The following is a 24764-nucleotide window of genomic DNA, read 5'->3' on the forward strand; positions in this document are numbered from 1 at the left end:
CGGATCATGGCCATTTACACGCTTCCAGAACTTCCGTACGACTACGCGGCGCTCGAGCCGGTCATCAATCCCCAGATCGTCGAGCTGCATCACGACAAGCACCACGCGGCGTACGTGAAGGGCGCGAACGACACCCTTGAGCAGCTGGAGGAGGCGCGCGACAAGGAGACGTGGGGCGCCATCAACGGGCTGGAGAAGAACCTGGCCTTCCACCTCTCCGGCCACATCCTGCACAGCATTTACTGGCACAACATGAACAGCCCGAAGGACGGTGGCGGTGGCGAGCCGCTGGCCGCCGACGGTGTCGGTGACCTCGCGGACGCGATCACCGAGTCCTTCGGCTCCTTCGCCAAGTTCAAGGCGCAGCTGACCAAGGCCGCGGCGACCACGCAGGGTTCGGGCTGGGGCGTGCTCGCCTACGAGCCGCTCAGCAACCGCCTCATCGTCGAGCAGGTCTACGACCACCAGGGCAACGTCGGCCAGGGCTCGACGCCGATCCTGGTCTTCGATGCCTGGGAGCACGCCTTCTACCTGCAGTACAAGAACCAGAAGGTGGACTTCATCGACGCCATGTGGGCCGTCGTCAACTGGCAGGACGTGAGCAAGCGTTACGCCGCCGCGAAGCAGCGCGTGAACAGTCTGCTGCTGGCCCCGTGAGGCGTCCGGCCCCCTGAGAACGTCCTGCCTCGTGATCGTCTTCTCAACTTTCACCGAAGCAGGCGGATGGACGAAGGACCCCCGTGAGGACATGACTCACGGGGGTCTTTCGGTATGCGGGGTTCCGGGGGACGGTGTCGTCCATGGCGACAGCTTTCAGGCACTGCCCCACCTGCGGCGGCAAGCCGCAGGGCTTCCGGCCGGTCACCCGGGCGGAAGAGGACCATCTGGCGACACTGATGACGCGGGCCGAGGCCCAAGGCCACTGGCGCTGTCCGAGCCCCGGATGCCTCTGGGTGCAACCGCACCTCCATACCCGCGGGGGCCAGGAGCTCCCCAAATCCTTCCTCTGACTCAGTCGAAGATCGGCCCCTGCGTGCGCGTCCGCTTGATCTCGTAGAAGCCCGGCGTGGACGCCACCAGGAGCGTGCCGTCCCAGAGCCTGGCCGCGGCCTCGCCCTTGGGCGCGGGGGTCACGACGGGGCCGAAGAAGGCGACCTGCTCGCCGTCCGCGCCGGGGACGGCGATGACGGGCGTGCCCACGTCCTGGCCGACCTTGTCGATGCCCTCCTGGTGGGAGGCGCGCAGCTGGGTGTCGTACTCGTCCGAGTCCGCGTAGGCCGCGAGATCCTCGGGCAGGCCGACGTCCTTGAGTGCGGCGGCGACCGCCTCGCGGGTCGGGCCCTCGCCCTGGTTGTGGAAGCGGGTGCCAAGGGCGGTGTAGAGCTTGCCGGTGTACTCGTCGCCGTGCTTCTGCTGGGCGGCGATGACCACGCGGACCGGGCCCCAGGCCTTGTTCTCCAGCATGTCGCGGTATTCCTCGGGCAGCTCGTCGAGCCTGTCCTCGTTCAGTACGGCAAGGCTCATGACATGCCAGCGGACCTCGACATCGCGGACCTTCTCCACCTCGAGCATCCAGCGCGAGGTCATCCAGGCCCACGGGCACAGCGGGTCGAACCAGAAATCGACGGGGGTCTTGCCGGACTTGCCGTTCTCGGACATGTCTCTCCCTAGGGAATGCGTGCGCGCTTGGCCAGGGGAACGTCAGTGATCTACCCGGGCATTCCCCGATACCGCCCGCTGAGGGCACATGCGAGGATCGTAGACATTCGTACAGGTCGTGCGATCCACGACTTCCCCATGCGAGTACAAGGGAGTACCGCCCGTGCCCGGTGAGAATCTTTCCCGCGACGAGGCCCAGGAGAGGGCCGCGCTGTTGTCCGTCGACGGGTACGAGGTCTTTCTCGACCTGCGCTCCGCGATCGGCGAGAGCGACCAGGAGCCGCGCACGTTCCGCTCCGTCACCACCCTGCGCTTCCGCTGTGCCGACCCCGGCGCCGCGAGCTTCGCCGACCTGATCGCCCCGAGCGTCACTGCCCTCTCCCTCAACGGCAGGGATCTGGACCCGTCCGAGGTCTTCGACGGCACCCGGATCACCCTTGAGGATCTGGCCGCGGAGAACGAACTCGTGGTGGACGCCCAGTGCGCCTACAGCCGCACCGGCGAGGGCATGCACCGCTTCGTCGACCCGGAGGACGGCGAGGTCTACCTCTACACGCAGTACGAGCCCGCGGACTCGCGCCGCGTCTTCGCCAACTTCGAGCAGCCCGACCTGAAGGCGCCCTTCCGTTTCGAGGTGCGGGCCCCGGAGGGATGGACCGCCTGGTCCAACGGCTCCGGTGAACTGGTCGACGGGGTGTGGAAGTTCGCCGAGACGAAGGCGATCTCCACCTACATCACCGCTGTCGTCGCGGGTCCGTACCACTACGTGACGGACTCCTACAGCCGCACCTTCGACGACGGCACGACGCTGGAGATCCCGCTCGGCGCGATGTGCAGGAAGGGCCTGGCGAAGCACTTCGACGCGGACGACGTCTTCCTGGTCACCAAGCAGGGGCTCGACTTCTTCCACGACAACTTCGACTATCCCTACCCCTTCGGGAAGTACGACCAGGCCTTCGTCCCGGAGTACAACCTGGGCGCGATGGAGAACCCCGGCTGTGTGACCTTCCGCGAGGAGTTCATCTTCCGCGGCAAGGTGACCCAGGCGTCGTACGAGCGCCGGGCCAACGTCATCCTGCACGAGATGGCGCACATGTGGTTCGGCGACCTCGTCACCATGCGCTGGTGGGACGACCTGTGGCTCAAGGAGTCCTTCGCCGACTTCATGGGCGCCTTCTCGATGACCGAGGCGACGCGCTTCACCAACGGCTGGATCACCTTCGCCAACAACCGCAAGGCGTGGGCCTACCGCGCCGACCAGCTGCCCTCCACGCACCCGGTCACGGCCGACATCCGTGACCTGGAGGACGCCAAGCTGAACTTCGACGGGATCACGTACGCCAAGGGCGCGAGCGTCCTGAAGCAGCTCGTCGCCTACGCCGGACGTGACGCGTTCCTCGAAGGCGCCCGGCGCTACTTCAAGCGGCACGCGTACGGGAACACCCGGCTCGGTGACCTGCTCTCGGTCCTGGAGGAGACCTCGGGGCGTGACATGGCGTCCTGGTCGCGGTCCTGGCTGCAGACGGCGGGGGTCAACTCCCTGACGCCGCAGGTCATTCTGAACGCGGAGGGCCGGATCACCGAGCTCTCCGTGCTCCAGGAGGCCGCCGAGTCGCACCCTGAACTGCGCCCGCACCGCGTGGCGGTGGGCCTGTACCGCCGTACACCCGAGGGTGAGCTGACGCGGTACGCACGCGCGGAGCTGGACGTCGAGGGGCCGCGCACGGTGGTGTCCGAGCTGGCCGGCGAACAGGCCCCGGACCTCGTCCTGGTCAACGACGACGACCTGACGTACTGCAAGATCCGCTTCGACGAGAACTCCCTCGACACGCTGCGGGCGCACCTCGGCGACATCACCGACCCGCTCGCCCGCGCGCTGTGCTGGTCCGCGCTGTGGAACCTCACGCGGGACGCACTCATGCCCGCCCGGGACTTCATCGGTCTCGTGCTGCGCTTCGCGGGGCGCGAGAGCGACATCGGGGTGCTGCAGATGCTGCACACCTGGGCGGACTCGGCCCTCACCTTCTACGCAGCCCCCGAGTGGCGCGAGGAGGGCGGGCGCGCGCTCGCCGAGGGCGCGCTGCGGGAGCTGCGGATCGCGGAGCCCGGCAGCCAGAACCAGCTGACGTGGGCAAGGTTCTTCGCCGCGGTGGCCTCGTCCGCGGCCGATCTGCAGCTGCTGCAGGGCCTCCTCGAAGGCACCGCGAAGATCGACGGCCTGGACGTCGACCAGGAGCTGCGCTGGTCCTTCCTCGGCCCGCTGGCCGCGCACGGCGTCGCCGACGAGCGGGTGCTCGCCGCCGAGCTGGTCCGGGACGACACGGCTTCGGGCAAGCGGCATCAGGTGCGGTGCCTGGCGGCGCGGCCCTCCGAGGCGGTGAAGGCGCAGGCGTGGGCCTCCGTGGTGGAGTCGGACTCCCTGTCGAACGCGCTGGCGGGGGCGACGATCTCGGGCTTCGCGCAGTCGTCGCAGCGGGAGCTGACCGCTCCGTACGCCTCCCGGTACTTCGCCGCCATCGAGCGGGTGTGGGCCGAGCGGTCCATCCAGATCGGGATGGACGTGGTGAGGGGTCTCTTCCCGCACCTCCAGGACAACCAGGGGACGCTGGACGCGACGGACCGGTGGCTCGCGTCGCACGAGGATGCGGCGCCCGCCCTGCGGCGACTCGTGCTGGAGGCCCGGGACGACCTGGCGCGGTCGCTGCGGGCGCAGGGCTGCGACGCGGCTGCCGCTTCCTAGGCCGAATTCCTGGGCCGACCTGGTGCGCCGCCCGCCGCGGGGCGGGCGGCCACCGGAACGTACCGAACACAAACGGACCTTTTCGGCAGTCGAACGTCTGCACTTTAGTGCAGGGTTGTCCGGTTATGTCGACGGGCGTGTAACAGCGGTTAGGGGGCGGATCGACAGCGGGAATGGCCCGGTCATGAACCACAACACCCCGCTCTCCCCCCGCCCCCTCCGCCACCTCGGCGACGTCCAGCGCCGCGTGATGAGCACCGCCCAGCTCCGCGCCCACGGCATCTCCCCCGCCGACGTCGCCGCCCACTGCCGCCCGGAAGGCCCCTGGCAGCAGCTGCTCCCGGGGGTCTGCCTGCTGCACCCGGGGCCGCCGACCAGTGAAGAGCGCCTGCACGGCGCCCTGTTGTACGCCGGACGGCCGCCGGCCAAGGCCGCCAGGACCGTGCCCGCGCAGCCCGGCGCCGGCGATCCCCACGCCCCCTACGCCGACGCCCTGATCACCGGGCTCGCGGCGCTCGCCCTGCACCGCTTCTCGTCGGCTCCCCCGCTGCTCTCCCTGGACCGCATCGACGTCCTGGTCCCGCGCACCCGGCGGCTGCGCTCCACCGGCTTCGCCCGCCTCGTGCGGACCCCGGCTCTGCCGACCGCCGTACAGATCGGCGGAGTTCCGGTGGCCCCGGTGCCGCGAGCGCTCGCCGACGCCGTGGCGGGGCTGACCGAGGCGGCCGCCGTGCGCAGACTGCTCACCGAGGCGGTGCGCGGCGGCCACTGCGAACCGGCGGCCGTCGTACGGGAGTTGAACCAGGCGAAGCTGCTCACCCGCCCGCATGTGGTGGACGCGGTGGACTCACTGCTTGCCGAGGGCCGGGCCATCGCCGAGGACCGGCTGTACCGGATGGTGACCGAGCACGGACTGCCCGATCCGCTGTGGAACGTCGACCTCCGATTGCCCGGCGGGCCGCACCTCGGGGGCGTCGACGCCTACTGGCCGGATCTGGCCGTCGCCGTCGAGCTGGACACCCGGGCGCCCCGGCAGGGGTTCCGGCAGGACGACGACGCCCTGTGGTCCGAATACGCCCGTAAGCGGGAGCACTTGGAGCGGCTCGGCATCACCGTCGTGCACCTGACGCCGAAGAAACTGCGCGAGTCCCTCGAACAGCAGGCGACCGTCGTACGGACGGCGTTGATGGCGTCGGGTGCTCGCGACCCGGCGGCGTATGTGGTCGTGCTACCGCGATAGCCGCCGCAGGAAGGGGGCGGGACCCGCACGCCGGGCCCCGCCGGCCACGTCACTTGCCGCAGAACTCCGCGTCCCGGATCGTGAACAGATCCCCCTCCAGGCTGTTGAAGTTCGCCGAGAGCGCGTGGCCGCCGCGCTCGGTGGCCAAGGTCATCGACGTCGAGCCCTGGACGTCGCCGCCGTTGCCCCAGAGCACGGTGCCGCAGGAGGTCTCGCGGCTCACCAGGCCGAGCCCGTACCCGTCGTTGGGCTTGTCCGGGTCCCGGCCGACGGTCGTCTTCATCTCGGCGAGCTGCTTCTTCGGCAGGAGCCTGCCGCGCAGCAGGGCCGTGTAGAAGCGGTTCAGGTCATCCGCGTCGGAGATCATCCCGCCCGACGAGCCCGCCATGCTCGGATTGAGCTCCGTCACGTCGTGCAATGGGGCGTCCGGGTCCTTCGACAGCTTCATGTATGCCCGTGAACTCGGTTCCGGCATCGAGGGGTCCGTCTTCGGCACGCTGGTGGCGTCCAGGCCGAGCGGCTCGATGATGCGGCGCTCGATCTCGTGCGCGTACGACTTCCCGGTCACCTTCTTGATGATCATGCCGGCGAGGATGTAGTTGGTGTTGGAGTAGTTCCAACCCTCGCCGGGATCGAAGTCCGGCTCGTGGCTCATGGCGATGGCGACCTGCTGCTCGGGGGTCCAGGTGTCGTAGCGGTGCGCCAGGAACTTCTCGGTGAACATCTTCTCCTGGTAGCCGGGGTCGGCCAGTACGTCGTAGATGCCGCTCGTGTGGTTGAGGAGTTGGCGCACCGTGATGGTGTCGCCGTCATGTCCGTTGCCCTCGACCACGCCCGGCAGCCACCGGCCCACCTTGTCGTCGAGGCTCAGCTCCCCCTCGGCCACCAGCTGGAGTATCACCGTCGAAACGAACGTCTTGGTGATGCTGCCGACGCGGTAGCGGTCGTGGGCGCCGCGCGGGCTCTGCCGTCGGAGGTCGCCGATGCCCGCGGCCGCGTTCCAGGTCCCGTGTTTGTCCCTGACCTGCGCGGTCACGCCGGGAGCGTTCTCGTTGACGGCGGCCTCCATCGCCTTCCGCGTCGCCGCATGCCGGTCGCCGGGCTGCGCGGCCGACGCGGGCGCCGCGAACGCTCCCGCCGTCACCGTCATGGCCACCCCCGCGGCCACGCCCATCAGGCCTCTTCTGCGCACAGACATGTCTCCCCCTCCGCTCACCACGTGCTGTTGGCCGGAGGGACCCACGGGCCTGGTGTGAAGGTTGACCGCCTCGCACGGGTTGAGCGGATTTCAGCCCTTCTTGAGGATGAGTTCGGTGTTCCGGTCGCCCGGCTCCCCGCCCAACGCGGGCTTCGCACCAGGGGCGTTGAAGGACAGCTCGCGGTAGAGCGCGGCGAGGCCGGTCTGGGAGAGATCGGCGTAATCCGTGCGGTGCGGGGCCGACGACTCGATGAGGGTGGTGAAGAGGGAGATCGTGCCGTCGTGGTTGTCGCTCAGCTCCACGACACGGGCCAGTTGCGGGAAATCGATGTGCGAGGCCGTGGATATCTCCCAGAAGGAGCCGTCCGGGGTCTCGCGCGCGGTGATGTCGTTCTTGTGGCTGTGTCCGTTGACCCAGGCCAGGACGGAACGGTGGCGGCCGAGCAGGGCGATGATCTCGTCGCCGCCGTGCCTGCCCTCGCGCGGGCGCGCCGGGTCCTGGCGCAGATTGCGCATGGTCCGGCTGGTGTGGTGGCTGAAGACGATGACGTACGACCCGCCGCCGTCCCTCTCTTCGTTGGCTTTCAACTCGCGTTCCAGCCAGTCCATTTGAGACGTGCCGAGCGATCCTTCGTAGTGGCCGCCGGGGTCCGTCGAGTCCAGGCTGATGCCGAGTACGTCGTCGCTGATGCGGAAGGAGTAGTACTGCGTTCCCGCGTCCAGGTTCTCCTGGGTGTAACCGTGCCCGGCGGGACCGTGGCCCTTGTACGCGGGGTCCAGGTGCGCCTCGACGTACTCGGCGGGCGTGAAGGGTGCGCGGCTCTCGTCCGGGGTGACCGAGCGCATCCGGCGCGCCTCGCTCTTCAGAAGCTCCTTGAACTGCGCGCCCTTGGGATCGCGGCCCTTCTTGACGGCTTTCCACAGGGCGGCGCCGCGCGACTCGTCCAAGGACATCAACTTCCGCCCGCCGACGGCGAATTCTGAGAAGTACGAGTCGCCGGGCCCCCAGCAGCCGCCGGGCAGCGCGTCATGGTTGCCGACGGTCGAGTACCAAGGGAGCCCGAGGCCGGGGCTGTTGACCTCACGGAGCGCGGCTTCGAGAAAGCCGTCGACCCGCGGGAAGCCGAGGGCCTTGTCGGAGTCGCGGAGGTCGTCGTCCGGGTGCCAGTACAGCTTCAGACCGCTGTCCTGGACGCCTTCGTAGCGGCGCGGGTCACCGGTGTTGGGGTTGATGCGCCCGCCGCTCATGGTCTTGAGGAACCAGTCGAGTTCGGAGCGGGAGTTGTTGTCCGTGTTGTCGCCCGTCGTGACCACGCAGTGCAGCGGCGATCCGGTGGCGGGCGCGCCGCGCAGCGCGTTGACCCGCTCGACGAGCGCGACCGCGCCGGCCACGGAGAGGGCCTCCTGCGGGCGCCAGGCGCTCGCGGTCTGGGCGCGCAGGTACTCGTACCGCAGCGGATGCTGTACGTCGACCAGGTGCAGGTCGGTGAACTGGACGAACGCGGCGAGGGGGGTGCGCCGCCCCTCGCGGCCATTCTTGGCGGCGGCCAGGTCACCGCGGACCACCCGGCCCCAGGCGGGCCCGTCGCCGAGCCGCCGGTAGCCGGAGGTGCCGCGCGGGGCGGCGACGGCAGCCAGCGTGGTGCCGCCCCGGTAGGGCATCAGGGGTGCGGCGGGCGCCTGGCGGGAGAGTGCGACGGGGGCGGGTCTGCTGGGGGCGGCATGGCTGGTGCCGGGCCGCAGGGCATAGCCGATGCCCGCGGAGAGGGAGACGGCTCCGGTGGTCGCGAGGAAGGCCCGGCGGTCCACGGCGGACAGGGCGGAGTGGGCGGCGGTCTGGGCGGCGGTGGCGACAGAGCGTGTGCGCGGCATGGCGCGGTCTCCCCGATTGCGAACGCGTCGGCAGTGGTCGCGGGAGCTGCGCACCAGGCGAATTTCCCGCTCGTACTGGATCGTTGGCATCCGGGATGACCTGCACGTTAACGAGACCGCAACGGGCAACGCCGATCACCGTACGTGGATCAGCCCGTACCCTCCGCGGTCACACACCCCTCTCCGGGGCGAGAGGAGGCGGTCACTCCATGTTCACCTTTCGGGGAAGGGGAGGCGCTGCGGAGCCTCAGGAGGGCGCCGCCAGGTGTCCGTCGGCGGGCCGGGTCCGCCACAGGTCGAGCCCGATGTCGACGAGGCCGACCCGGTCGAGTCCGGCGACGGCGTCGAGCGCGTGCCAGGCCGCGAGATCGGTGGAGCCGTCCTGCTCGTGACGCAGCTCGCCGCCGGTGATCCGCGCCTCGTAGACGATCCGCAGGCCGTGGAAGTCGGCGACGGCTCCGAGCTTGCGCGGGTAGCGGCGGCGCAGCGAGTCGACGCCGAGCAGCGCGCCGGGCTCGATGACGTACCCCGTCTCCTCGTCGGCCTCGCGGATCACCGTGTCGTACGGGTCCTCCCCGTGGTCCATCCCGCCGCCGGGCAGCGTCCAGCGCTTGCTGCCGTCGCCCGCCACCCAGCGAGCGAGGAGCAGCCGCTCGTCCTGCACGCATACGGCGTAGGCCGCCACCCGGAGCTCTTTGTGCACAGAGTGACGCTAGTCCTCCTGGGCGGGATTGGCAGGGGAGAACTCAGGGGTGGACCACCGCCAGGGGCTCGCGGAGGGCGTCTGGAGCGCTTCGGTGAGGGTGAAGCGGACCGTGCGGGACCCGTCGTCGGCGTGGGTGGTGCGGGCCGTGCCCGTGAGCTGGAGCGTGGTGCCGGTCGTCCAGTCGAGGAAGAGGAGGCCGGCGCGGGGGTCGGCGGTGAGATTGCCGAGGGTCAGGAACATGGAGTTGCCGGGGTAGTCCCGCCAGGTGAGTTCGGTGGGCGAGAGAACCCGGACGAAGCCGGGGTTGCCGCCCCGGTGGCTCGCGTCCGCGCCGTGCGCGTGGACGGTGGCGATGAAGAAGGTGTCGGCAGCGGCGACGAAAGCGCGCTGGTCCGGGGTGAGCGCCGCTGCCCGGGTGGTGGCGTCGGGGCCTTTCGCACTCCTGCCGGGCAGCACCTCACGCTTCTGCAGGTACTTGGGGCAGTTGGAGAAGACCTGGTCGGCCTCGATCGCCAGGCCGCGCGGCGTCGGGCGGGCCCTGCCGTTGAGCCGCATGCGGCGCCGGGTGCGCGGGTCGAGGGCGATGGTGCCCACGGGGGTGCCCTCCTGGGCGAGGGCGGTCGCGAGCGGGTCGGCGGCGCCGAAGCCGCCCGCGACCGACACCTGGCGCGGCCCCGTGGCCCGCACGAACCCGGGGTTGCCGGTGAGCAGCGAGGCCCATACGGCGCCCGCCCGGTCCACCCCGCCGATCACCAGCATGGGCTGGAGTTCGAGGAAGGCGGCGGCGACGGGGCGGATGCCGTCGCCTATGGACCGGCCCACGTGGTCGGCCAGTTCCCGCACGCCGACAAGATCCTGAACGGCGCGGGAGCCGTGGTGGTATGGGCCGTTCGGGGTCATGTCACTCCTGCCGGGAGAGCGCCCGAGGGGCGCCGGGTAAAGGCGCCCGAAGGTGCGCGGAGAAAGGCGCCCAAAGGGGCGCGAGGAACTGCGCGACCAACCAGAGACAACCCGCGGACGACACACACCATTCCGCCGGGTGAGCGCCCCGAAGGGGCGCGGGGAACTGCGCGATCGGCCAGAGACAGGCTGCAGACGACCACACTCCGCCGCGAAGCGGGCCGGGGGGCAGAACCTAGAAGAACCCGCAGGTAGGCGCAGCCGCCACCGGAGCCGACCCCGAGGCGCCCACGCCAGAAAAGATCTCAAGGCGGGTGCCGTCCGGGTCGTGGAAGAAGATGCCGCCGGACGCGGCGCCTTCGCCGTGCGGGACGACTCCGTCGTAGGCGAACTCCACGCCGTACGCGCGCAGGGCGCTCTCGTACGCGCGGACCTGATCGATGTCGTCCACCTCGATCGCCAGGTGGTGCAGCCCGGCGTTCCCCGCCGCGTACGCCGCGTCGGCCTGCTGCCAGAGCGTGAGGGCGAGCGTTCCGTCCTGCCCCAGGAAGGCGAATCTGCGGCCTTCCTCCTTGCCTTCGCCGAGCACGCCGTAGCCGATGACGTCGCGGTAGAAGGCGAGCGAGCGCTCGATGTCCGTGACGTTCAGACCGACGTGGCCGGTGCGGAGTGTGCTGGTCGCGGTCATGACTCTCCCCTTGTCGACGGTGGCCCGCCCCACGCGGGCTAACCGTTGAATGTGACGTTAGTGGTTAGAAGCAGGAGCGTCAACCGGTCACGTACCCTTTGCTGGTTAGCCTCGAAGGGAGTCACCATGACCGCCACGCCCCGCGACCCCCGCCCGCTCGTCGGCGAGCCGCTCTCCCTCGACCTGCTCAACACCCGGTGGATGGCGGACGGCGTACGCCAGGACCTGCTGACCGGCACCGAGGGCCTTGCCGTCTGGCTCGCCGCCAACGGACTCGACGGCCGGTTCGGCGCGGACGAGGCCACGCTGCAGAACGTGGTGCGGACGCGTGACGCGCTCTCCACCGTCGTGGACGGCCCGGACACCGCCGCGGGAATCGCCCGCGTCAACAAGATCCTCGGGCACGGGCGGATCCGGGCGACCCTGTCCGCCGAAGGGCCGGGCGAGGAGCCCGAGTTCAAGGACGCGGCCTGGGGCGCCGCCTGGCTGGCGGCACGGGACTATCTGACGCTGCTCGCCGCCGCGCCGGACCGGATCAGGCCCTGCGCCCACGAGGCGTGCATCCTGCACTTCTTCGACACGTCGCGGAACGGCACGCGCCGGTGGTGCTCCATGGCCGCCTGCGGAAACCGGGCGAAGGCCTCGCGCCATTACGCGCGCGGCCGTGAGGCCTGGACCTAGCCCCTCTGCCCCCTCTGCCCCCTCTGCGGCTGAGGAAATCACCCGCTATGTCGACGATGGCGCATGGCGGGATTGCGTCACGCGACGATCGCGGCCCGACAACTCTCCCCAAACAGCTGTCACTTACGTAAAGCTGAGCGGTCATCCGGTTCCGGATTCCGGACCTTTTCGACCTTTACGTACAGGGATGCTGATGCACAGATCCAGTGCTAGACGCACGACCCGTCTCGCGATAGCCGTCGGCCTGACCGCCGCGCTCTCCGCCGCCGGGCCCATACCCATGGCCCTCGCGGCCGACGGGGGCCCGGGCGACCCGGGGGGCCAGACCACCCCCAAGTCCGCCGCGAAGAAGCTGGGTTCGGCCGACGCCGACCTCCTCGCCGAAGCGCAGGCGGGCGGCGAGAAGACCGTCACGATGATGGTCGCCACCGCGCCCGGCGCCACCGAGCAGGTCGCCGACCAGCTCGACGCCGTCAAGGGCGGTTCCGTCGGCCGGACGTACGACAAGCTCGGCTACGTACGCGCTACCGTGCCCACGGGCAAGGCCGAGGCCGCCATCGAGGCGGCGGGCAAGCTGTCCTCCGTGCAGGGCATCGACCTGCGGCACGAGATCGAACTGGACGACCCGACGCCCGCCGCGGACCGCGCCAAGGGCGCGAAGAAGGCGGCCGAGGGGACATACGCCGGGCCCGGCAAGAACACTCCGGCGAAGAACCCGTACAACCCGTCCTTCGAGACGGGCGCCGTCGACTTCGTGAAGAAGCACCCGAAGGCGGACGGCCGCGGCACCACCATCGGCATCCTGGACTCCGGCGTCGACCTGGGCCACCCGGCGCTCCAGAAGACCACCACGGGCGAGCGGAAGATCACCGACTGGGTGACCGCGACCGACCCGATCGTGGACGCGGACGGCACCTGGCGGCGCATGACCAACCCCGTCACCGGCCCCGTGTTCACCTGGGACAGCGAGACCTGGAAGGCCCCCGCGGGCTCCTTCCAGGTCAACCGCTTCCGCGAGTCGGCCACTGTCGGCGGCGACGCCAACGGCGACATCAACCGCGACGGCGACACCACCGACAGCTGGGGCATGCTCTACGACCCGGCCGCCGGCACCATCCGTGTCGACCTGAACGACAACAACGACTTCACCGACGACGAGACGATGAAGCCGTACAAGGACGGCCACCAGGTCGCCTACTTCGGCAAGGACGACCCGGCGACCGACGTCGTCGAGCGCGTCCCGTTCGTCGTCGAGATCCGCAAGGACGTGCCGACCGACCCGTACGGCGGCGACTGGGTCGGCAAGAAGGCCGACTTCGTCAACATCGGCGTCATCGAGTCCGAGCACGGCACGCACGTCGCGGGCATCACCGCGGCCAACGGCCTGTTCGGCGGCAAGATGAGCGGCGCGGCGCCCGGCGCCAAGCTGGTCTCATCTCGCGCCTGCACCTGGAGCGGCGGCTGCACGAACGTCGCGCTCACCGAGGGCATGATCGACCTGGTGACGAAGCGCGGCGTCGACATCGTGAACATGTCGATCGGCGGCCTCCCGGCGCTCAACGACGGCAACAACGCGCGCGCCGCGCTCTACACGCGCCTCATCGACACCTACGGCGTGCAGCTGGTGATCTCCGCGGGCAACTCGGGCCCCGGCGCGAACACCATCGGCGACCCCAGCCTCGCGGACAAGGTCATCTCCGTCGGCGCCTCCATCTCCAAGGAGACCTGGGCCGCCAACTACGGCTCCGCCGTGGAGAAGAAGTACGCGATGATGCCGTTCTCCTCGCGCGGACCGCGTGAGGACGGCGGCTTCGCGCCGATCATCTCGGCGCCCGGCTCGGCCATCAACACCACGCAGACCTGGCTGCCGGGCTCCCCGGTCGCCGAGGCGGGCTACCAACTGCCCGCCGGTTACTCGATGTTGCAGGGTACGTCGATGGCGTCCCCGCAGGCCGCGGGCGCCTCGGCGCTGCTGCTCTCCGCCGCGAAGCGCGAGGACGTCGACCTGACCCCGGCGAAGCTGCGCACGGCGCTGACCTCGACCGCGGACCGCATCAGCGGCGAGCAGGCGTACGCGCAGGGCACCGGCCTCATCAACGTGGTCGACGCCTGGAACGCCATCGAGGACGACGCGAAGGCGCACACGTACACCGTGAGCGCCCCGGTCGACACCGCCCTGGAGCAGGAGCTGAAGAAGCCCGGCACCGGCATCTACGACCGTGAGGGCGGCCTGAAGACCGGCCAGAAGCGGACGTACGACGTCGCGATCACCCGCACCTCGGGCCCGGACCGCGGCATCCGCCACGAGCTTGACCTCGTCAACAACCACGAGCGCACCTTCGAGCTGCTCGGCAAGGGCGCGGTGACGCTGCCCCTGAACAAGCCGGTCACCGTCAAGGTCCAGGCGAAGGCCAAGTCCGCCGGTCTGCACAGCGCGATCCTTACCGTCGACGACGAGCGCTCCGAGGGCATCGACCAGCAGATCATGTCGACGGTCGTCGTCTCGAAGCCGCTCGCCAAGCCCGCGTACACGTTCTCGGCGTCCGACTCCGTGCAGCGCAACAGCACCGAGTCGTACTTCGTGACCGTCCCCAAGGGCGCCAAGTCCCTTGAGGTGGCGCTCGGCGGCCTGAAGGGCAAGAGCCAGACGCGGTTCATCGCGGTGCATCCGTACGGCGTTCCGGTCGACTCGACGTCGTCGCTGACGTGCTACGCGAACTACGACAACCCGGCCAACACCTGCCGCCCCGACCTGCGTTCGTACCCCGAGCCGCAGCCGGGCGTGTGGGAGATCGAGGTCGAGTCGCGCAGGACGTCCCCGCTCCTGGACAACCCCTACAAGCTGGACGTCTCCGCGCTGGGTGTCGCCTTCGACCCCGCCGTGCAGACCGTGCCGGAGGCGAAGGTCGGTACTCCGGCGCCCGTCTCCTGGAAGGTCACCAACAACTTCGCCGCGGTGGACGGCAAGTTGAAGGGCGGCCCGCTCGGCTCCGCGAAGGCGGCGAAGCCGTCGATCAAGCAGGGTGAGACGCAGACGACGACCGTGGTCGTGCCCGAGGGCGCGGACCGGCTCGACGTCGCCATCGGCTCGCCCGCGGACTCCGCCGCCGACCTCGACCTGTCGGTCTCCAAGGACGGGGCGGTCGTCGGTTCGTCGGCGGACGGCGACTCCGAGGAGTCGGTCAGCATCACCAAGCCCGAGGCAGGCACGTACGAGATCGAGGTGGCCGGCTACTCGATCCCGTCCGGCACCACCGCGTACGACTACCGTGACGTCTTCTTCTCGGGCGCGCTCGGCTCGGTGAAGGTCGACGAGTCGGCGCCGGTGAAGCTGGCGAACGGCGCGTCGGCCCAGGTGTCCGCCGAGGTCGCGGCGGACGCGCCCGCGGCCGAGGGGCGTCAGCTGTTCGGCGAGGTGTCGCTCCTGAACGGGCGCGGCACGGTCGCCGGCACAGGCAGCGTGCTCATCGAGAAGGTCACCCCGTAGCGGTCCCTTCCTGCCGAGAACGTCGGCCGGGCCGGAACTCTCCGGCCCGGCCGACGTGCGTTCAGCTCCCGCTCAGCACGTCATCTCCTTGCCCTTGCCCCGGTCCTTCTCCTGGCGCAGCTCGCGCTCGATCCAGGCCCGGTCCCGGGCGATGTCCGCCTTCTTGTTGGACCAGATGTCCGGCGACGCCGCCCCCTTGGGAATGCCGATCAGCGTCGGGTCGCCGGGCCGCAGGCGCGGGTCCACGTCCACGTCCATCACGAACGTGATCTGCTCGGCCCCTCGGCTCGGCTTGTAGTAGCGGGTCACGTCCAGGACGATCCGCTCCTGTACGCCGCCAGGGATCGGCTCGACGCTCTTCACCCTGCCCTCGACGATGAGCCGGGCGCAGGGCACGTAGACCCCGGACTTCTGGTCCTTGTCATCGCCCCCGCTCCCGGCCCCGTTCCCGGCCTCCGGAGCCGCCCCCTTCGCCGCGTCGGAGTCGGCGCTCTTGCTGATGCCGCCCCCGCTCTCGATCGCGAGCCAGGCGGCCCCGCCCACCAGCGAGACGGCGGCCGCGGCCGCGGCGAGGCCCAGCGCCATCGTGTGGCGCCGCCGGGCCCCCGCGGGGCGTACCGCCGCCGTCCTGCCCGGTTCCGGCACGGGAGCGGCGAGCGCGCGGCCGGCCACCCCGATGTGCTCCCGCAGCAGCGCGACATCCGCCACGGCCGCGGCGTGCTCTGCCGCGAGCGCCGGGTCCTGCCCCGAGGCGTCAGGCAGGGGCTCGTCCGTGAGGACGAGCATCAGAGCGTCGTCTTCGTAGGCGTACTCGTCCTCGGACACCCTCACACCACCTCGCCCTCATGCAGCCGCGTCCGCAGGACCCGTACCGCCGTGTGCAGCCTGCTCTTGACCGTGCCCTCCGGAATGCCCAGTTCGTCCGCTATCGCCCGGACCGGCAGATCGGCGTAGAAGCGCAGGACGACGACCTGCCGCTGAGTGTCGGGCAGGGTGTCGAGGCCCTGGGTCACGGCCATCGAGAGCGCCCGTGACTCCGCCCCGTCCTCGTCCGTCGCCTCCCGCCACAGCACGGCGAGCCGCTCCCCGAGCCGCTCCTGCCTGCGGCGCGCCCGGTGCCAGTCCATGGCGAGGTTGGAGGCGACCACCGCCGCCCACGCGGACACGTCACGCGGCGCGTCGCGCCCGTCCGCCGCCCGTTCCAGGAGCTTGAGCCTGACCTGCTGGACGCCGTCGGGCAGGTCCGCGTGCGGCACACCACCGAGCGCGAGCACCGCCCGCACCCGGTCCTCCTGGGCCGCGTCGAGCGGATCGGCTCTCTCCCGCCGGTCCCGTCGCGTCTTTCCGCGCAGCAAGACACCCCTCCCGTCCCCACGTTTCCCCTAGGACGCCGGGGCGGCCCGAAACGTTCGGCGGACGGCCGCGGGAATGTGACATCCCGAACTTCGGACAATGGATTGGACAAGGCGGCCGTGGACAGACGCATGATGGAACGCACAGGCCAACGCCTATGCCCATGCACATACGGAGGACATCCCTGTGAAGGTCGGAATCGTCGGAGCCACCGGTCAGGTCGGCACGGTCATGCGCAAGATCCTCGTCGAGCGGGACTTCCCGGTGGACGAGCTGCGTCTGTTCGCCTCGGCCCGCTCGGCCGGTTCACAGCTCGACGGTGTCACGGTCGAGGACGCCTCCACGGCCGACTACAGCGGCCTCGACATCGTCCTGTTCTCGGCGGGCGGCGCCACCTCCAAGGCGCTGGCCGAGAAGGTCGCCTCGCAGGGCCCCGTCGTGATCGACAACTCCTCGGCCTGGCGGATGGACCCCGAGGTTCCCCTCGTCGTCTCCGAGGTCAACCCGCACGCGATCGCGAACCGCCCCAAGGGCATCATCGCCAACCCGAACTGCACGACGATGGCCGCGATGCCGGTCCTGAAGCCGCTGCACCTTGAGGCCGGGCTCACCGCGCTCGTCGTGGCGACCTACCAGGCCGTGTCCGGCTCGGGTCTCGCCGGTGTCGACGAGCTGTTCGACCAGGTCAAGAAGGTCGGCGACGACGCCCCCAAGCTCACGCACGACGGTTCGGCCACCGAGTTCCCGGCGCCGAACAAGTACGTCGCGCCGATCGCGTACAACGTCCTGCCGATGGCCGGCTCCATCGTCGACGACGGCCTGAACGAGACCGACGAGGAGCAGAAGCTCCGCAACGAATCCCGCAAGATCCTCGAGGTCCCGGACCTCAAGGTCTCCGGCACCTGCGTCCGCGTGCCGGTCTTCACCGGGCACTCCCTCCAGGTCAACGCCCGCTTCGAGCGTCCCCTGAGCCCCGAGCGCGCCACCGAGATCCTCGCCGAGGCCGAGGGCGTCGTCCTCACCGACGTCCCGAACCCGCTGGTCGCCGCGGGCAAGGACGACGCCTTCGTGGGCCGCATCCGTAACGACGAGACGGTGGAGAACGGCCTGGCCTTCTTCATCTCCGACGACAACCTCCGCAAGGGCGCCGCGCTGAACGCGGTGCAGATCGCGGAGCTGGTGGCGGCCGAGCTCAAGGGCTGACGCGCTTCCCGTCACGTACGCCGCTGGGGGCGGGCACCGGCTTCTGGTCGGTGCCCGCCCCTTCGCGTACGCCACGAACCGCGTACGCCACGACGAGCAGCGCGAGCGCCGCGAGTCCGCCCCCGAGCCACAGCACGTCCGTGGTCCCGAGGCCGTCCGCGACCAGGCCGCCGGACAGCGCGCCCAGGGCGATCGCCGCGTTGAACACCCCGGCGAAGAGCGCCGACGCCGCCTCGCGGGCGCGGGGCGCGGCGGCCAGCACCCACTCCTGTGCGGAGACGGAGACCCCGCCGTAGGCCAGGCCCCACCCGACGAGCAGCGCCACCGACGCGAGGAGCGAGCCGCCCGCGGGCCCGAGCAGCAGGACCACGGCGGCGAGTCCCGCGGAGATGGCGAGCAGCGCCCGGCGCGGGTCGCGGGCCGCGAGCGCGCCGCCCGCGAAATTGCCGACGATGCCCGCGATCCCGTAGACGAGGAGCAGCCCGCTGATCAGTCCGGCTCCCAGGTCGGGCACCCGCTCCAGGACGGGACGCACGTAGGTGTACGCGGCGAAGTGCCCGGTCACCAGGAGCAGCACCACAAGCAGCCCCGCCCGCAGCCGCGCGTTCCGCAGCAGCCCGGGGAACGTGCCGAGACGTACGGCCGCCGACGCGGGCAGCGGCGGAAGCACGGCGGCGAGCAGCCCGGCGACCGCGAGCGCGAACGCCCCCATCGCCGCGAACGCCCAGCGCCAGCCCGCGAGTTCACCGAGGAACGTACCGGCCGGGACGCCGAGCACGGACGCCACCGCGATCCCACTGAAGATCACCGTGGTGGCCCGCCCGGCGGCCTCCTCGCGCACGAGCCTCGGACCGAGCCCGGCAGCGATAGCCCACACGCCCCCGATGCAGACCCCCACCAGAACCCGCGCGGCGAGCAGCACGCCGAAGGCGGGCGCGAGCGCGGAGAGGAGATTGGCGGCGGCGAGCAGGACCATCAGGACGCACAGCACCGTCCGCCGGTCGGCGCGCCGCACGGCGACGGGCAGCAGCAGGGCGGCGAGCGCCGCGACCACGCCGGGCAGCGTGACGGTCAGGCCCGCGGTCCCGTCGGAGACGCCGAGCCCCGAGGAGAGGGAGGTGAGGAGGCCGACCGGCAGCAGTTCCGTGGTGACGACGGAGAAGGTGGTGGCGGCGACGGCGAGGACGGACAGGGGCACGGAACGCTGCGGCTGGGCAGGTTCGGGGCGTGGGGTCGAGGTGGCTTTCATGAGCTCAAGCCTTCGCCGGGGCCCGGCCGGGAACAACGGCGAAGATCTCATCCTTGAATGAGCGAGGCTTATCGACGAGTGGGCGAGATGGGGGTGCCGGTGCTGGAGACACGGGAGCTGGAATGCTTCATCGCACTCGCCGACGAGCTGCACTTCGGCCGCGCGGGCGAGCGGCTCTACGTCTCGCAGAGCCGTGTCAGCCAGCTCCTGCGTGACCTGGAGCGGCGGATCGGCACCCGGCTCGTGGAGCGGTCGAGCCGCCGGGTGCGGCTGACCCCGGCGGGCGAGCGGTTCCTCGCCGACCTGCGCCCGGCGTACGAGGCGTTGAGCGCCACGGTGGACGCGGCGCGGGAGGCGGCGCGCGGGGTCAGCGGGCGGCTGCGGATCGGCTTCCAGGGGACGGCGGACGCCCGGCTGATGCGGGCGATCGCCGACTTCCAGGAGCGGCATCCGGGCTGTGTGACGGAGATCGTGGAGATCCCGTTCTCCGACCCCTTCGGGGCGGTGCGGCACGGGGACGTGGACACGGCGATCGTGCTGCTGCCCGTCGAGGAGCCCGACCTGGTGCTCGGCCCGCTCTTCTCCCGCCAGCAGCAGACGGTGGCGGTGTCGGTACGCCATCCCTTCGCGGGCCGCGTCTCACTGCACGTGGCCGAGCTGTCCGTGACCCCGCTGATCTCGGCGAGCGCTCCGGCACCCGCGTACTGGCGGGCGGCTCAGGCTCCGTCCTCCGTAGCGGCACCGGAGGTGCGCACCCTCCATGAGGGCCTGACGCTGGTGGCGGCCGAACGCGGGGCGATGCTGCTGTGCCGCCCCACGGCGGAGTACCACGGGCGGCGTGACGTCACGTTCGTGCCGGTGGAGGGCGTGCCGGACTCCGTCCTCGGGATGGTGTGGCGCGGGGACGCGGAGACGGAGCGGGTGCGGGCGTTCGCGCGGGCGTTGGGGGAGATTTCCTGACCGCTTCTGGTCGCCCCTAGGGTCGGCGGACCTCGAAGTGGAAGCAGCCGTACTCCACGGCCCTGACGTGCACGAGGGCGACCTCCGGGTCGGCGAAGGCCTCCGCGAAGGCGGTGTCGAAGCCTTGCGTCGCCGGGTCCGGGATCTCCATCAGGCGGCCACCGACGATGCGGCCGTCGGCGTTGTAGCGGCGGATGGTGCGCAGGGCTCCGGGCCGGGCGAAGGGGTACTCGGCGCCGCCCGCCGCCGGGCCCTCGCACTCCTCCGCGTGGATGAAGACGGGGCCCTGCTCGTCGTAGGCACCGGGGGTGGCGCCGGTCTCCGCTGCCCAGCGGCGCAGGGGCGCGTACGAGACGAGGGCGACGTTCTCGCCGGGGGCGACGGGGCGCAGGCAGCAGCGGAGGGGGTCGCCGCCCTCCTGGTCCACGTAGGGGAGGCAGGGGTTGCCGGCGTCGTCGGTGGTGCGGAGTTCTTTGAGGGCGGCGGGGTCGATCGGGAGAGGGGCGTAGGTCGTTGCGGTCATGGGTCGAGGGTCGCGCGTGGGGGTGGGTGAGGGCTGGCGCATTTCAGACGTTAAATTTCCCCAACCCCGCCCCTTCCCGAAAACTCGCTGCGCGAGGGCCTCCTCAATTGCCGGAGGGGCTGAAAGATTCAGCCCCTCCGGCAATTGAGGAGCGGGGTCTGGGGCGGAGCCCCAGGTAGGCCCCCGCGCCGAGCGGGTTTTCGGGAAGGGGCGGGGTTGGGGACGAAAAAGGCCACTACCAAGCCCCCCGCATACGCCGATACCCCTCCCCCAACCCCGCCAACTCCTCCCCCGTCAACACGTCCTCCACCCGCGCAAACCCCTCCGGCGCCCTCTCCGCGACGGCCCGGAGGACCTCGTCCACCGGCATCGCCCGATTGGCCAGGGCCACGGCATTGGCGGGGCCCCACCGCTCCGCCTCGTACGCGCGCAGCCCCGCCACCCGGTCCCCCCCGGCAAGGGCCACGCACCGCGCAAGCGCCCGCGCATCGAGCACCGCCTCCGAGCCACCGCTCGACCCCACCGGGTACATCGGATGAGCCGCGTCACCCAGCAGGGTCACGGACCCGCGCCCCCACCAGGGCAGCGGGTCCCGGTCCACCATCGGGTACTCGAGGATCCGTGCCGTCGACCCGGTCGCCGCAAGCAGCGCGGGCACGTCCAGGTCCCCGATCCGCCACCCGGAGAAGTGCGGCAGGACGTCGGAGAGGCGACCCGAGCGGTTCCAGTCCACCGGACCGGGCGCCCCGTGGTGATGGACCGGGAAACGCACCTCCGCCACCCAGTTGAGCAGCGCACGCCCCCGCGTCTCGGCCTCCCGCGAGATCGGGTAGACGACGAGCTTCGCGGTCGCGTTGCTGCCCGCGAACGCCATCGACCGGCCGCCGAGCACCGGATCCCACTCCGCGACGCCCCGCCACATCCGGATGCCGTTCCACAGCGGCGGCCCCTCCCCGGGATGCAGCCGGGCCCGCACCGCCGAGTACAGGCCGTCCGCGCCGACCAGGGCCCGCACGGGCACCGCGAACTCCCGCCCGCGCCGCACGTCCCGCAGGGTCACCCGCAGCGCCCCCGACCCCTCCGGCTCCGCGTACCGCACGAAGGCGATGCCGGTCTGGACGGCGTTCTCGCCGAGGCGGTCGCGCACCGCGTCGAGGAGGATGAGCTGCAGCGCCCCGCGGTGCAGGGAGTACTGCGGCCAGTGGTGGCCGCGCGCGAGGCCGAGCGGCTCGCCCCAGATGTAGTTGCCGTGCCGGTCGAAGTGCAGCGTCTCGGCGGTCGGCACGGCCGTGGCGGCCAGCTCGGCACCGAGGCCGAGCTCCGTCAACTCCCTTACCGCGTGCGGCAGGAGGTTGATGCCGACGCCGACGGGCCGCAGCGCGTCCACCGCGTCGATGACCCGTACCCCGATGCCCGCCGCGTGCAGGCTGAGCGCGGTGGTGAGCCCGCCGATACCCGCTCCCGCGACCAGTACGTCGATCATGCGGCGCACCCCGCACCGGGTAATCGCGCAGAGCGCGGTGGCCGTCGGTTTCCCATGGACGCTCCCCCCGGGGCGTGTGTCGACGCGCGGATGCTAGCGGCACCCCGGCCCGCGAACAATGCCGCATGGCGGTCCATGGACCATGCCCGGTCACGTTCGGGGACCCACGTGGAAGGATGGCCGGAAACGCCACAAGTCGTACCTGACGTTCCTGAGGAGATGACCGCGTGCCCGGCACCAATCTGACCCGCGAAGAGGCGCAGCAGCGGGCGAAGCTGCTCACCGTTGACTCGTACGAGATCGACCTCGACCTCTCCGGCGCGCAAGAGGGCGGCACCTACCGGTCGGTGACCACGGTGCGCTTCGACTCCGCGGAGGCGCACGCCGAGACGTTCATCGACCTGGTGGCCCCCGCCGTCCACGAGGTCGTCCTGAACGGCCACGCGCTGGACGTCGCCGCCGTCTTCCGTGACTCGCGCATCGCACTGAAGCACCTGGCGGCCGGGCCCAACGAACTGAAGGTGGTCGCCGACTGCGACTACACCAACACAGGCGAGGGCCTGCACCGTTTCGTCGACCCGGTCGACGAACAGGCCTACCTCTACACGCAGTTCGAGGTGCCCGACGCGCGCCGTGTCTTCGCGTCGTTCGAGCAGCCCGATCTCAAGGCCACGTTCCAGTTCACCGTGAAGGCGCCGTCCGGCTGGACGGTCATCTCGAATTCGCCGACCCCCGAGCCCAGCGGTGACGTCTGGGTCTTCGAGCCCACGCCGCGGATGTCGACGTACATCACGGCGCTCATCGTCGGTCCGTATCACTCGGTCCACAGCTCGTACGAGGGTCCTGGGGGCCAGTCGGTTCCCCTCGGCATCTACTGCCGTCCCTCGCTGGCCGAGTTCCTCGACTCGGACGCGATCTTCGAGGTCACCCGGCAGGGCTTCGACTGGTTCCAGGAGAAGTTCGACTACGCGTACCCCTTCGCGAAGTACGACCAGCTCTTCGTGCCGGAGTTCAACGCGGGCGCGATGGAGAACGCGGGCGCGGTGACCATCCGCGACCAGTACGTGTTCCGTTCGAAGGTGACGGACGCGGCGTACGAGACGCGCGCGGAGACCATCCTCCACGAGCTGGCCCACATGTGGTTCGGCGACCTGGTGACGATGGAGTGGTGGAACGACCTGTGGCTGAACGAGTCGTTCGCCACGTACACGTCCATCGCCTGCCAGGCGTACGCGGAAAACTCGCGCTGGCCGCACTCCTGGACGACGTTCGCCAACTCCATGAAGACGTGGGCGTACCGCCAGGACCAGCTTCCCTCGACGCACCCGATCATGGCGGACATCCGCGACCTCGACGACGTCCTGGTCAACTTCGACGGCATCACGTACGCCAAGGGCGCGTCGGTGCTCAAGCAGCTGGTCGCGTACGTCGGCATGGACGAGTTCTTCCGGGGCGTGCAGGCGTACTTCAAGGCGCACGCGTTCGGCAACACGCGCCTGTCCGACCTGCTCGGCGCGCTGGAGGAAACCAGCGGACGCGATCTCAAAACCTGGTCGAAGAAGTGGCTGGAAACGGCCGGCATCAACGTCCTGCGTCCGGTGGTGGATGTCGACACATCCGGCAGGATCACGTCGTTCGCGGTGAAGCAGGAGGCGCCGGCGCTGCCTGCGGGCGCGAAGGGCGAGCCGACGCTCCGCCCCCACCGAATCGCGATCGGCCTGTACGACCTCGACGACGCGTCCGGCAAACTGCTCCGCACGGACCGCGTGGAACTGGACGTGGACGGCGAACTGACCGCGGTGGACGAGCTGGTGGGCCGCAAGCGCCCCGCGGTGATCCTCCTGAACGACGACGACCTCTCGTACGCGAAGGTCCGCATGGACGCGGAGTCGCTCGCGTTCGTGACGGAGCACATCGGTGACTTCGAGGCGTCGCTGCCGCGGGCCCTGTCATGGGCATCGGCGTGGGACATGACGCGCGACGCGGAACTCCCCACACGGGAGTACCTCTCCCTCGTCCTCTCCGGCATCGGCAAGGAGTCGGACATCGGGGTCGTCCAGTCGCTGCACCGCCAGGTGAAGCTGGCCCTTGAGCTGTACGCGGCTCCGGCACGGCGGGACGAGGCGCTGGCCCGCTGGACGGAGGCGACACTCGAACACCTCCGCTCGGCGGCGCCGGGCAGTGACCACCAGCTGGCGTGGGCGCGGGCGTTCGCGTCGGCGGCGCGTACGGACGAGCAGCTGACGCTGCTGGAGGACCTCGTCTCGGCCAAGCAGTCGATCGAGGGCCTCGCGGTGGACACGGAGCTGCGCTGGGCCTTCGTGCACCGGCTCGCGGCGACGGGGCGGCTCGACGAGGCCGGGATCGCGGCGGAGCTCGACCGCGACAAGACGGCCGCGGGCGAGCGGCACGCTGCCGCGGCGCGGGCTGCGCGGCCCACGCCGGAGGCGAAGGCGGAGGCATGGGCCTCCGTCGTGGAGTCCGACAAGCTCCCGAACGCGATCCAGGAGTCGGTCATCGGCGGCTTCGTCCAGACGGACCAGCGCGAACTCCTCGCCCCGTACGCGGAGAAGTTCTTCGCGGCGGTCAAGGGGGCGTGGGACTCCCGTTCGCACGAGATGGCCCAGCAGATCGCGGTGGGCCTGTACCCGTCGCTCCAGATCTCCCAGGCCACGCTGGACACCACGGACGCGTGGCTCTCCTCGGCGGCCCCGTCAGCGGCCCTCCGCCGCCTGATCACGGAGTCCCGAGCGGGCGTGGAACGGGCGCTGCGGGCGCAGGGGGCCGACGCGTAGCCCTTGCCGGGCGGGGGCGGGGCGGGG

The 24764-nt window shown here is 70.8% G+C and carries 19 protein-coding genes; 8 read left to right on the forward strand and 11 right to left on the reverse strand.

The genetic code is table 11. From position 1 onward, the window contains the following. Nucleotides 1-6: 6 nt before the first annotated feature. Entirely contained in the window at nucleotides 7-657 is a 651-nt protein-coding gene (locus ACZ5U5_RS09340; RefSeq protein ID WP_363211215.1) for a superoxide dismutase, read from the forward strand. A gap of 354 nt (nucleotides 658-1011) precedes the next feature. Here the strand turns inward: ACZ5U5_RS09340 and ACZ5U5_RS09345 are convergent, their stop codons facing one another. Beyond that, a complete protein-coding gene (locus ACZ5U5_RS09345) occupies nucleotides 1012-1659 on the reverse strand; it encodes a mycothiol-dependent nitroreductase Rv2466c family protein (protein ID WP_469018461.1) in 648 nt (215 codons plus the stop codon). Between the two features lie 163 nt (nucleotides 1660-1822). Between ACZ5U5_RS09345 and pepN (ACZ5U5_RS09350) the strand changes: the two genes are divergently transcribed. Then, nucleotides 1823-4399 (forward strand): aminopeptidase N, encoded by a 2577-nt coding sequence (gene pepN / locus ACZ5U5_RS09350; protein ID WP_469018464.1) that lies wholly within the window; start codon nucleotides 1823-1825, stop codon nucleotides 4397-4399. 184 nt (nucleotides 4400-4583) lie between these two features. After that, the gene (locus ACZ5U5_RS09355; RefSeq protein ID WP_469018467.1) at nucleotides 4584-5639 is read left to right on the forward strand and encodes a hypothetical protein; all 1056 of its coding nucleotides are present in this window, start codon (nucleotides 4584-4586) and stop codon (nucleotides 5637-5639) included. 49 nt (nucleotides 5640-5688) lie between these two features. On the opposite strand, the gene ACZ5U5_RS09360 is transcribed toward ACZ5U5_RS09355, so the two are convergent. The 5 genes from ACZ5U5_RS09360 to ACZ5U5_RS09380 all read right to left on the reverse strand — a co-directional run bounded on the left by ACZ5U5_RS09360 (nucleotide 5689) and on the right by ACZ5U5_RS09380 (nucleotide 11003). Beyond that, a complete protein-coding gene (locus tag ACZ5U5_RS09360) occupies nucleotides 5689-6837 on the reverse strand; it encodes a serine hydrolase domain-containing protein (RefSeq protein ID WP_469018469.1) in 1149 nt (382 codons plus the stop codon). 90 nt (nucleotides 6838-6927) lie between these two features. Further along, nucleotides 6928-8709: a TIGR03767 family metallophosphoesterase gene (locus ACZ5U5_RS09365; RefSeq protein WP_469018472.1), complete on the reverse strand. Its 1782-nt coding sequence runs from the start codon at nucleotides 8707-8709 to the stop codon at nucleotides 6928-6930. A gap of 247 nt (nucleotides 8710-8956) precedes the next feature. After that, the gene (locus ACZ5U5_RS09370) at nucleotides 8957-9412 is read right to left on the reverse strand and encodes an NUDIX hydrolase (RefSeq protein ID WP_469018476.1); all 456 of its coding nucleotides are present in this window, start codon (nucleotides 9410-9412) and stop codon (nucleotides 8957-8959) included. A gap of 9 nt (nucleotides 9413-9421) precedes the next feature. Beyond that, complete coding sequence (locus tag ACZ5U5_RS09375) at nucleotides 9422-10315, reverse strand: pyridoxamine 5'-phosphate oxidase family protein (RefSeq protein WP_469018480.1); 894 nt, start codon at nucleotides 10313-10315, stop codon at nucleotides 9422-9424. A 235-nt stretch (nucleotides 10316-10550) separates the two neighbouring features. Beyond that, nucleotides 10551-11003, reverse strand: a complete 453-nt coding sequence (locus ACZ5U5_RS09380) for a VOC family protein (RefSeq protein WP_469018483.1) — start codon at nucleotides 11001-11003, stop codon at nucleotides 10551-10553. A 126-nt stretch (nucleotides 11004-11129) separates the two neighbouring features. Here ACZ5U5_RS09380 and ACZ5U5_RS09385 point away from each other — a divergent pair, with 126 nt between their 5' ends. After that, complete coding sequence (locus ACZ5U5_RS09385) at nucleotides 11130-11684, forward strand: CGNR zinc finger domain-containing protein (RefSeq protein ID WP_469018485.1); 555 nt, start codon at nucleotides 11130-11132, stop codon at nucleotides 11682-11684. A 193-nt stretch (nucleotides 11685-11877) separates the two neighbouring features. After that, the gene (locus tag ACZ5U5_RS09390) at nucleotides 11878-15171 is read left to right on the forward strand and encodes a S8 family serine peptidase (RefSeq protein ID WP_469018488.1); all 3294 of its coding nucleotides are present in this window, start codon (nucleotides 11878-11880) and stop codon (nucleotides 15169-15171) included. A gap of 72 nt (nucleotides 15172-15243) precedes the next feature. On the opposite strand, the gene ACZ5U5_RS09395 is transcribed toward ACZ5U5_RS09390, so the two are convergent. Together ACZ5U5_RS09395 and ACZ5U5_RS09400 are read right to left on the reverse strand one after the other, a co-directional pair. Continuing rightward, complete coding sequence (locus ACZ5U5_RS09395; RefSeq protein ID WP_469018490.1) at nucleotides 15244-15996, reverse strand: hypothetical protein; 753 nt, start codon at nucleotides 15994-15996, stop codon at nucleotides 15244-15246. Between the two features lie 2 nt (nucleotides 15997-15998). After that, nucleotides 15999-16526, reverse strand: coding sequence for a sigma-70 family RNA polymerase sigma factor (locus tag ACZ5U5_RS09400; protein WP_469018493.1), 528 nt, complete (start codon nucleotides 16524-16526; stop codon nucleotides 15999-16001). Nucleotides 16527-16710: 184 nt separating this feature from the next. On the opposite strand from ACZ5U5_RS09400, the gene ACZ5U5_RS09405 reads away from it, so the two are divergent. After that, a complete protein-coding gene (locus ACZ5U5_RS09405; RefSeq protein ID WP_469018496.1) occupies nucleotides 16711-17727 on the forward strand; it encodes an aspartate-semialdehyde dehydrogenase in 1017 nt (338 codons plus the stop codon). Here the strand turns inward: ACZ5U5_RS09405 and ACZ5U5_RS09410 are convergent. Then, nucleotides 17717-18976, reverse strand: coding sequence for an MFS transporter (locus tag ACZ5U5_RS09410; RefSeq protein WP_469018498.1), 1260 nt, complete (start codon nucleotides 18974-18976; stop codon nucleotides 17717-17719). The two genes, ACZ5U5_RS09405 and ACZ5U5_RS09410, sit on opposite strands and share 11 nt — an antisense overlap. A 57-nt stretch (nucleotides 18977-19033) precedes the next feature. Here ACZ5U5_RS09410 and ACZ5U5_RS09415 point away from each other — a divergent pair, with 57 nt between their 5' ends. Then, entirely contained in the window at nucleotides 19034-19936 is a 903-nt protein-coding gene (locus ACZ5U5_RS09415) for a LysR family transcriptional regulator (RefSeq protein WP_469018501.1), read from the forward strand. Between the two features lie 16 nt (nucleotides 19937-19952). Here the strand turns inward: ACZ5U5_RS09415 and ACZ5U5_RS09420 are convergent, their stop codons facing one another. Together ACZ5U5_RS09420 and ACZ5U5_RS09425 are read right to left on the reverse strand one after the other, a co-directional pair. After that, a complete protein-coding gene (locus ACZ5U5_RS09420) occupies nucleotides 19953-20459 on the reverse strand; it encodes a DUF1203 domain-containing protein (RefSeq protein WP_469018504.1) in 507 nt (168 codons plus the stop codon). A gap of 235 nt (nucleotides 20460-20694) precedes the next feature. After that, complete coding sequence (locus ACZ5U5_RS09425; protein WP_469018507.1) at nucleotides 20695-21942, reverse strand: flavin-dependent oxidoreductase; 1248 nt, start codon at nucleotides 21940-21942, stop codon at nucleotides 20695-20697. Nucleotides 21943-22169: 227 nt separating this feature from the next. Here ACZ5U5_RS09425 and pepN (ACZ5U5_RS09430) point away from each other — a divergent pair, with 227 nt between their 5' ends. Further along, nucleotides 22170-24737 carry an aminopeptidase N gene (pepN, locus tag ACZ5U5_RS09430; RefSeq protein WP_469018510.1) on the forward strand — a complete coding sequence of 856 codons (2568 nt, stop codon included), beginning with the start codon at nucleotides 22170-22172 and terminating at the stop codon, nucleotides 24735-24737. Nucleotides 24738-24764 lie beyond the last annotated feature (27 nt).

The organism is Streptomyces sp. NPDC033177 (genome assembly GCF_055577715.1).

Excerpts from the sequence above, each read along its gene's own strand:
- ACZ5U5_RS09380 (WP_469018483.1), bottom strand. The coding sequence starts at position 11,003 with ATGACCGCGACCAGCACACTCCGCACCGGCCACGTCGGTCTGAACGTC.
- ACZ5U5_RS09420 (WP_469018504.1), bottom strand. The coding sequence starts at position 20,459 with ATGACCGCAACGACCTACGCCCCTCTCCCGATCGACCCCGCCGCCCTC.
- ACZ5U5_RS09415 (WP_469018501.1), top strand. The coding sequence starts at position 19,034 with ATGAGCGAGGCTTATCGACGAGTGGGCGAGATGGGGGTGCCGGTGCTG.
- ACZ5U5_RS09390 (WP_469018488.1), top strand. The coding sequence starts at position 11,878 with ATGCACAGATCCAGTGCTAGACGCACGACCCGTCTCGCGATAGCCGTC.
- ACZ5U5_RS09410 (WP_469018498.1), bottom strand. The coding sequence starts at position 18,976 with ATGAAAGCCACCTCGACCCCACGCCCCGAACCTGCCCAGCCGCAGCGT.
- ACZ5U5_RS09385 (WP_469018485.1), top strand. The coding sequence starts at position 11,130 with ATGACCGCCACGCCCCGCGACCCCCGCCCGCTCGTCGGCGAGCCGCTC.
- ACZ5U5_RS09425 (WP_469018507.1), bottom strand. The coding sequence starts at position 21,942 with ATGATCGACGTACTGGTCGCGGGAGCGGGTATCGGCGGGCTCACCACC.
- ACZ5U5_RS09340 (WP_363211215.1), top strand. The coding sequence starts at position 7 with ATGGCCATTTACACGCTTCCAGAACTTCCGTACGACTACGCGGCGCTC.
- ACZ5U5_RS09360 (WP_469018469.1), bottom strand. The coding sequence starts at position 6,837 with ATGTCTGTGCGCAGAAGAGGCCTGATGGGCGTGGCCGCGGGGGTGGCC.
- ACZ5U5_RS09345 (WP_469018461.1), bottom strand. The coding sequence starts at position 1,659 with ATGTCCGAGAACGGCAAGTCCGGCAAGACCCCCGTCGATTTCTGGTTC.
- ACZ5U5_RS09375 (WP_469018480.1), bottom strand. The coding sequence starts at position 10,315 with ATGACCCCGAACGGCCCATACCACCACGGCTCCCGCGCCGTTCAGGAT.
- ACZ5U5_RS09355 (WP_469018467.1), top strand. The coding sequence starts at position 4,584 with ATGAACCACAACACCCCGCTCTCCCCCCGCCCCCTCCGCCACCTCGGC.
- ACZ5U5_RS09365 (WP_469018472.1), bottom strand. The coding sequence starts at position 8,709 with ATGCCGCGCACACGCTCTGTCGCCACCGCCGCCCAGACCGCCGCCCAC.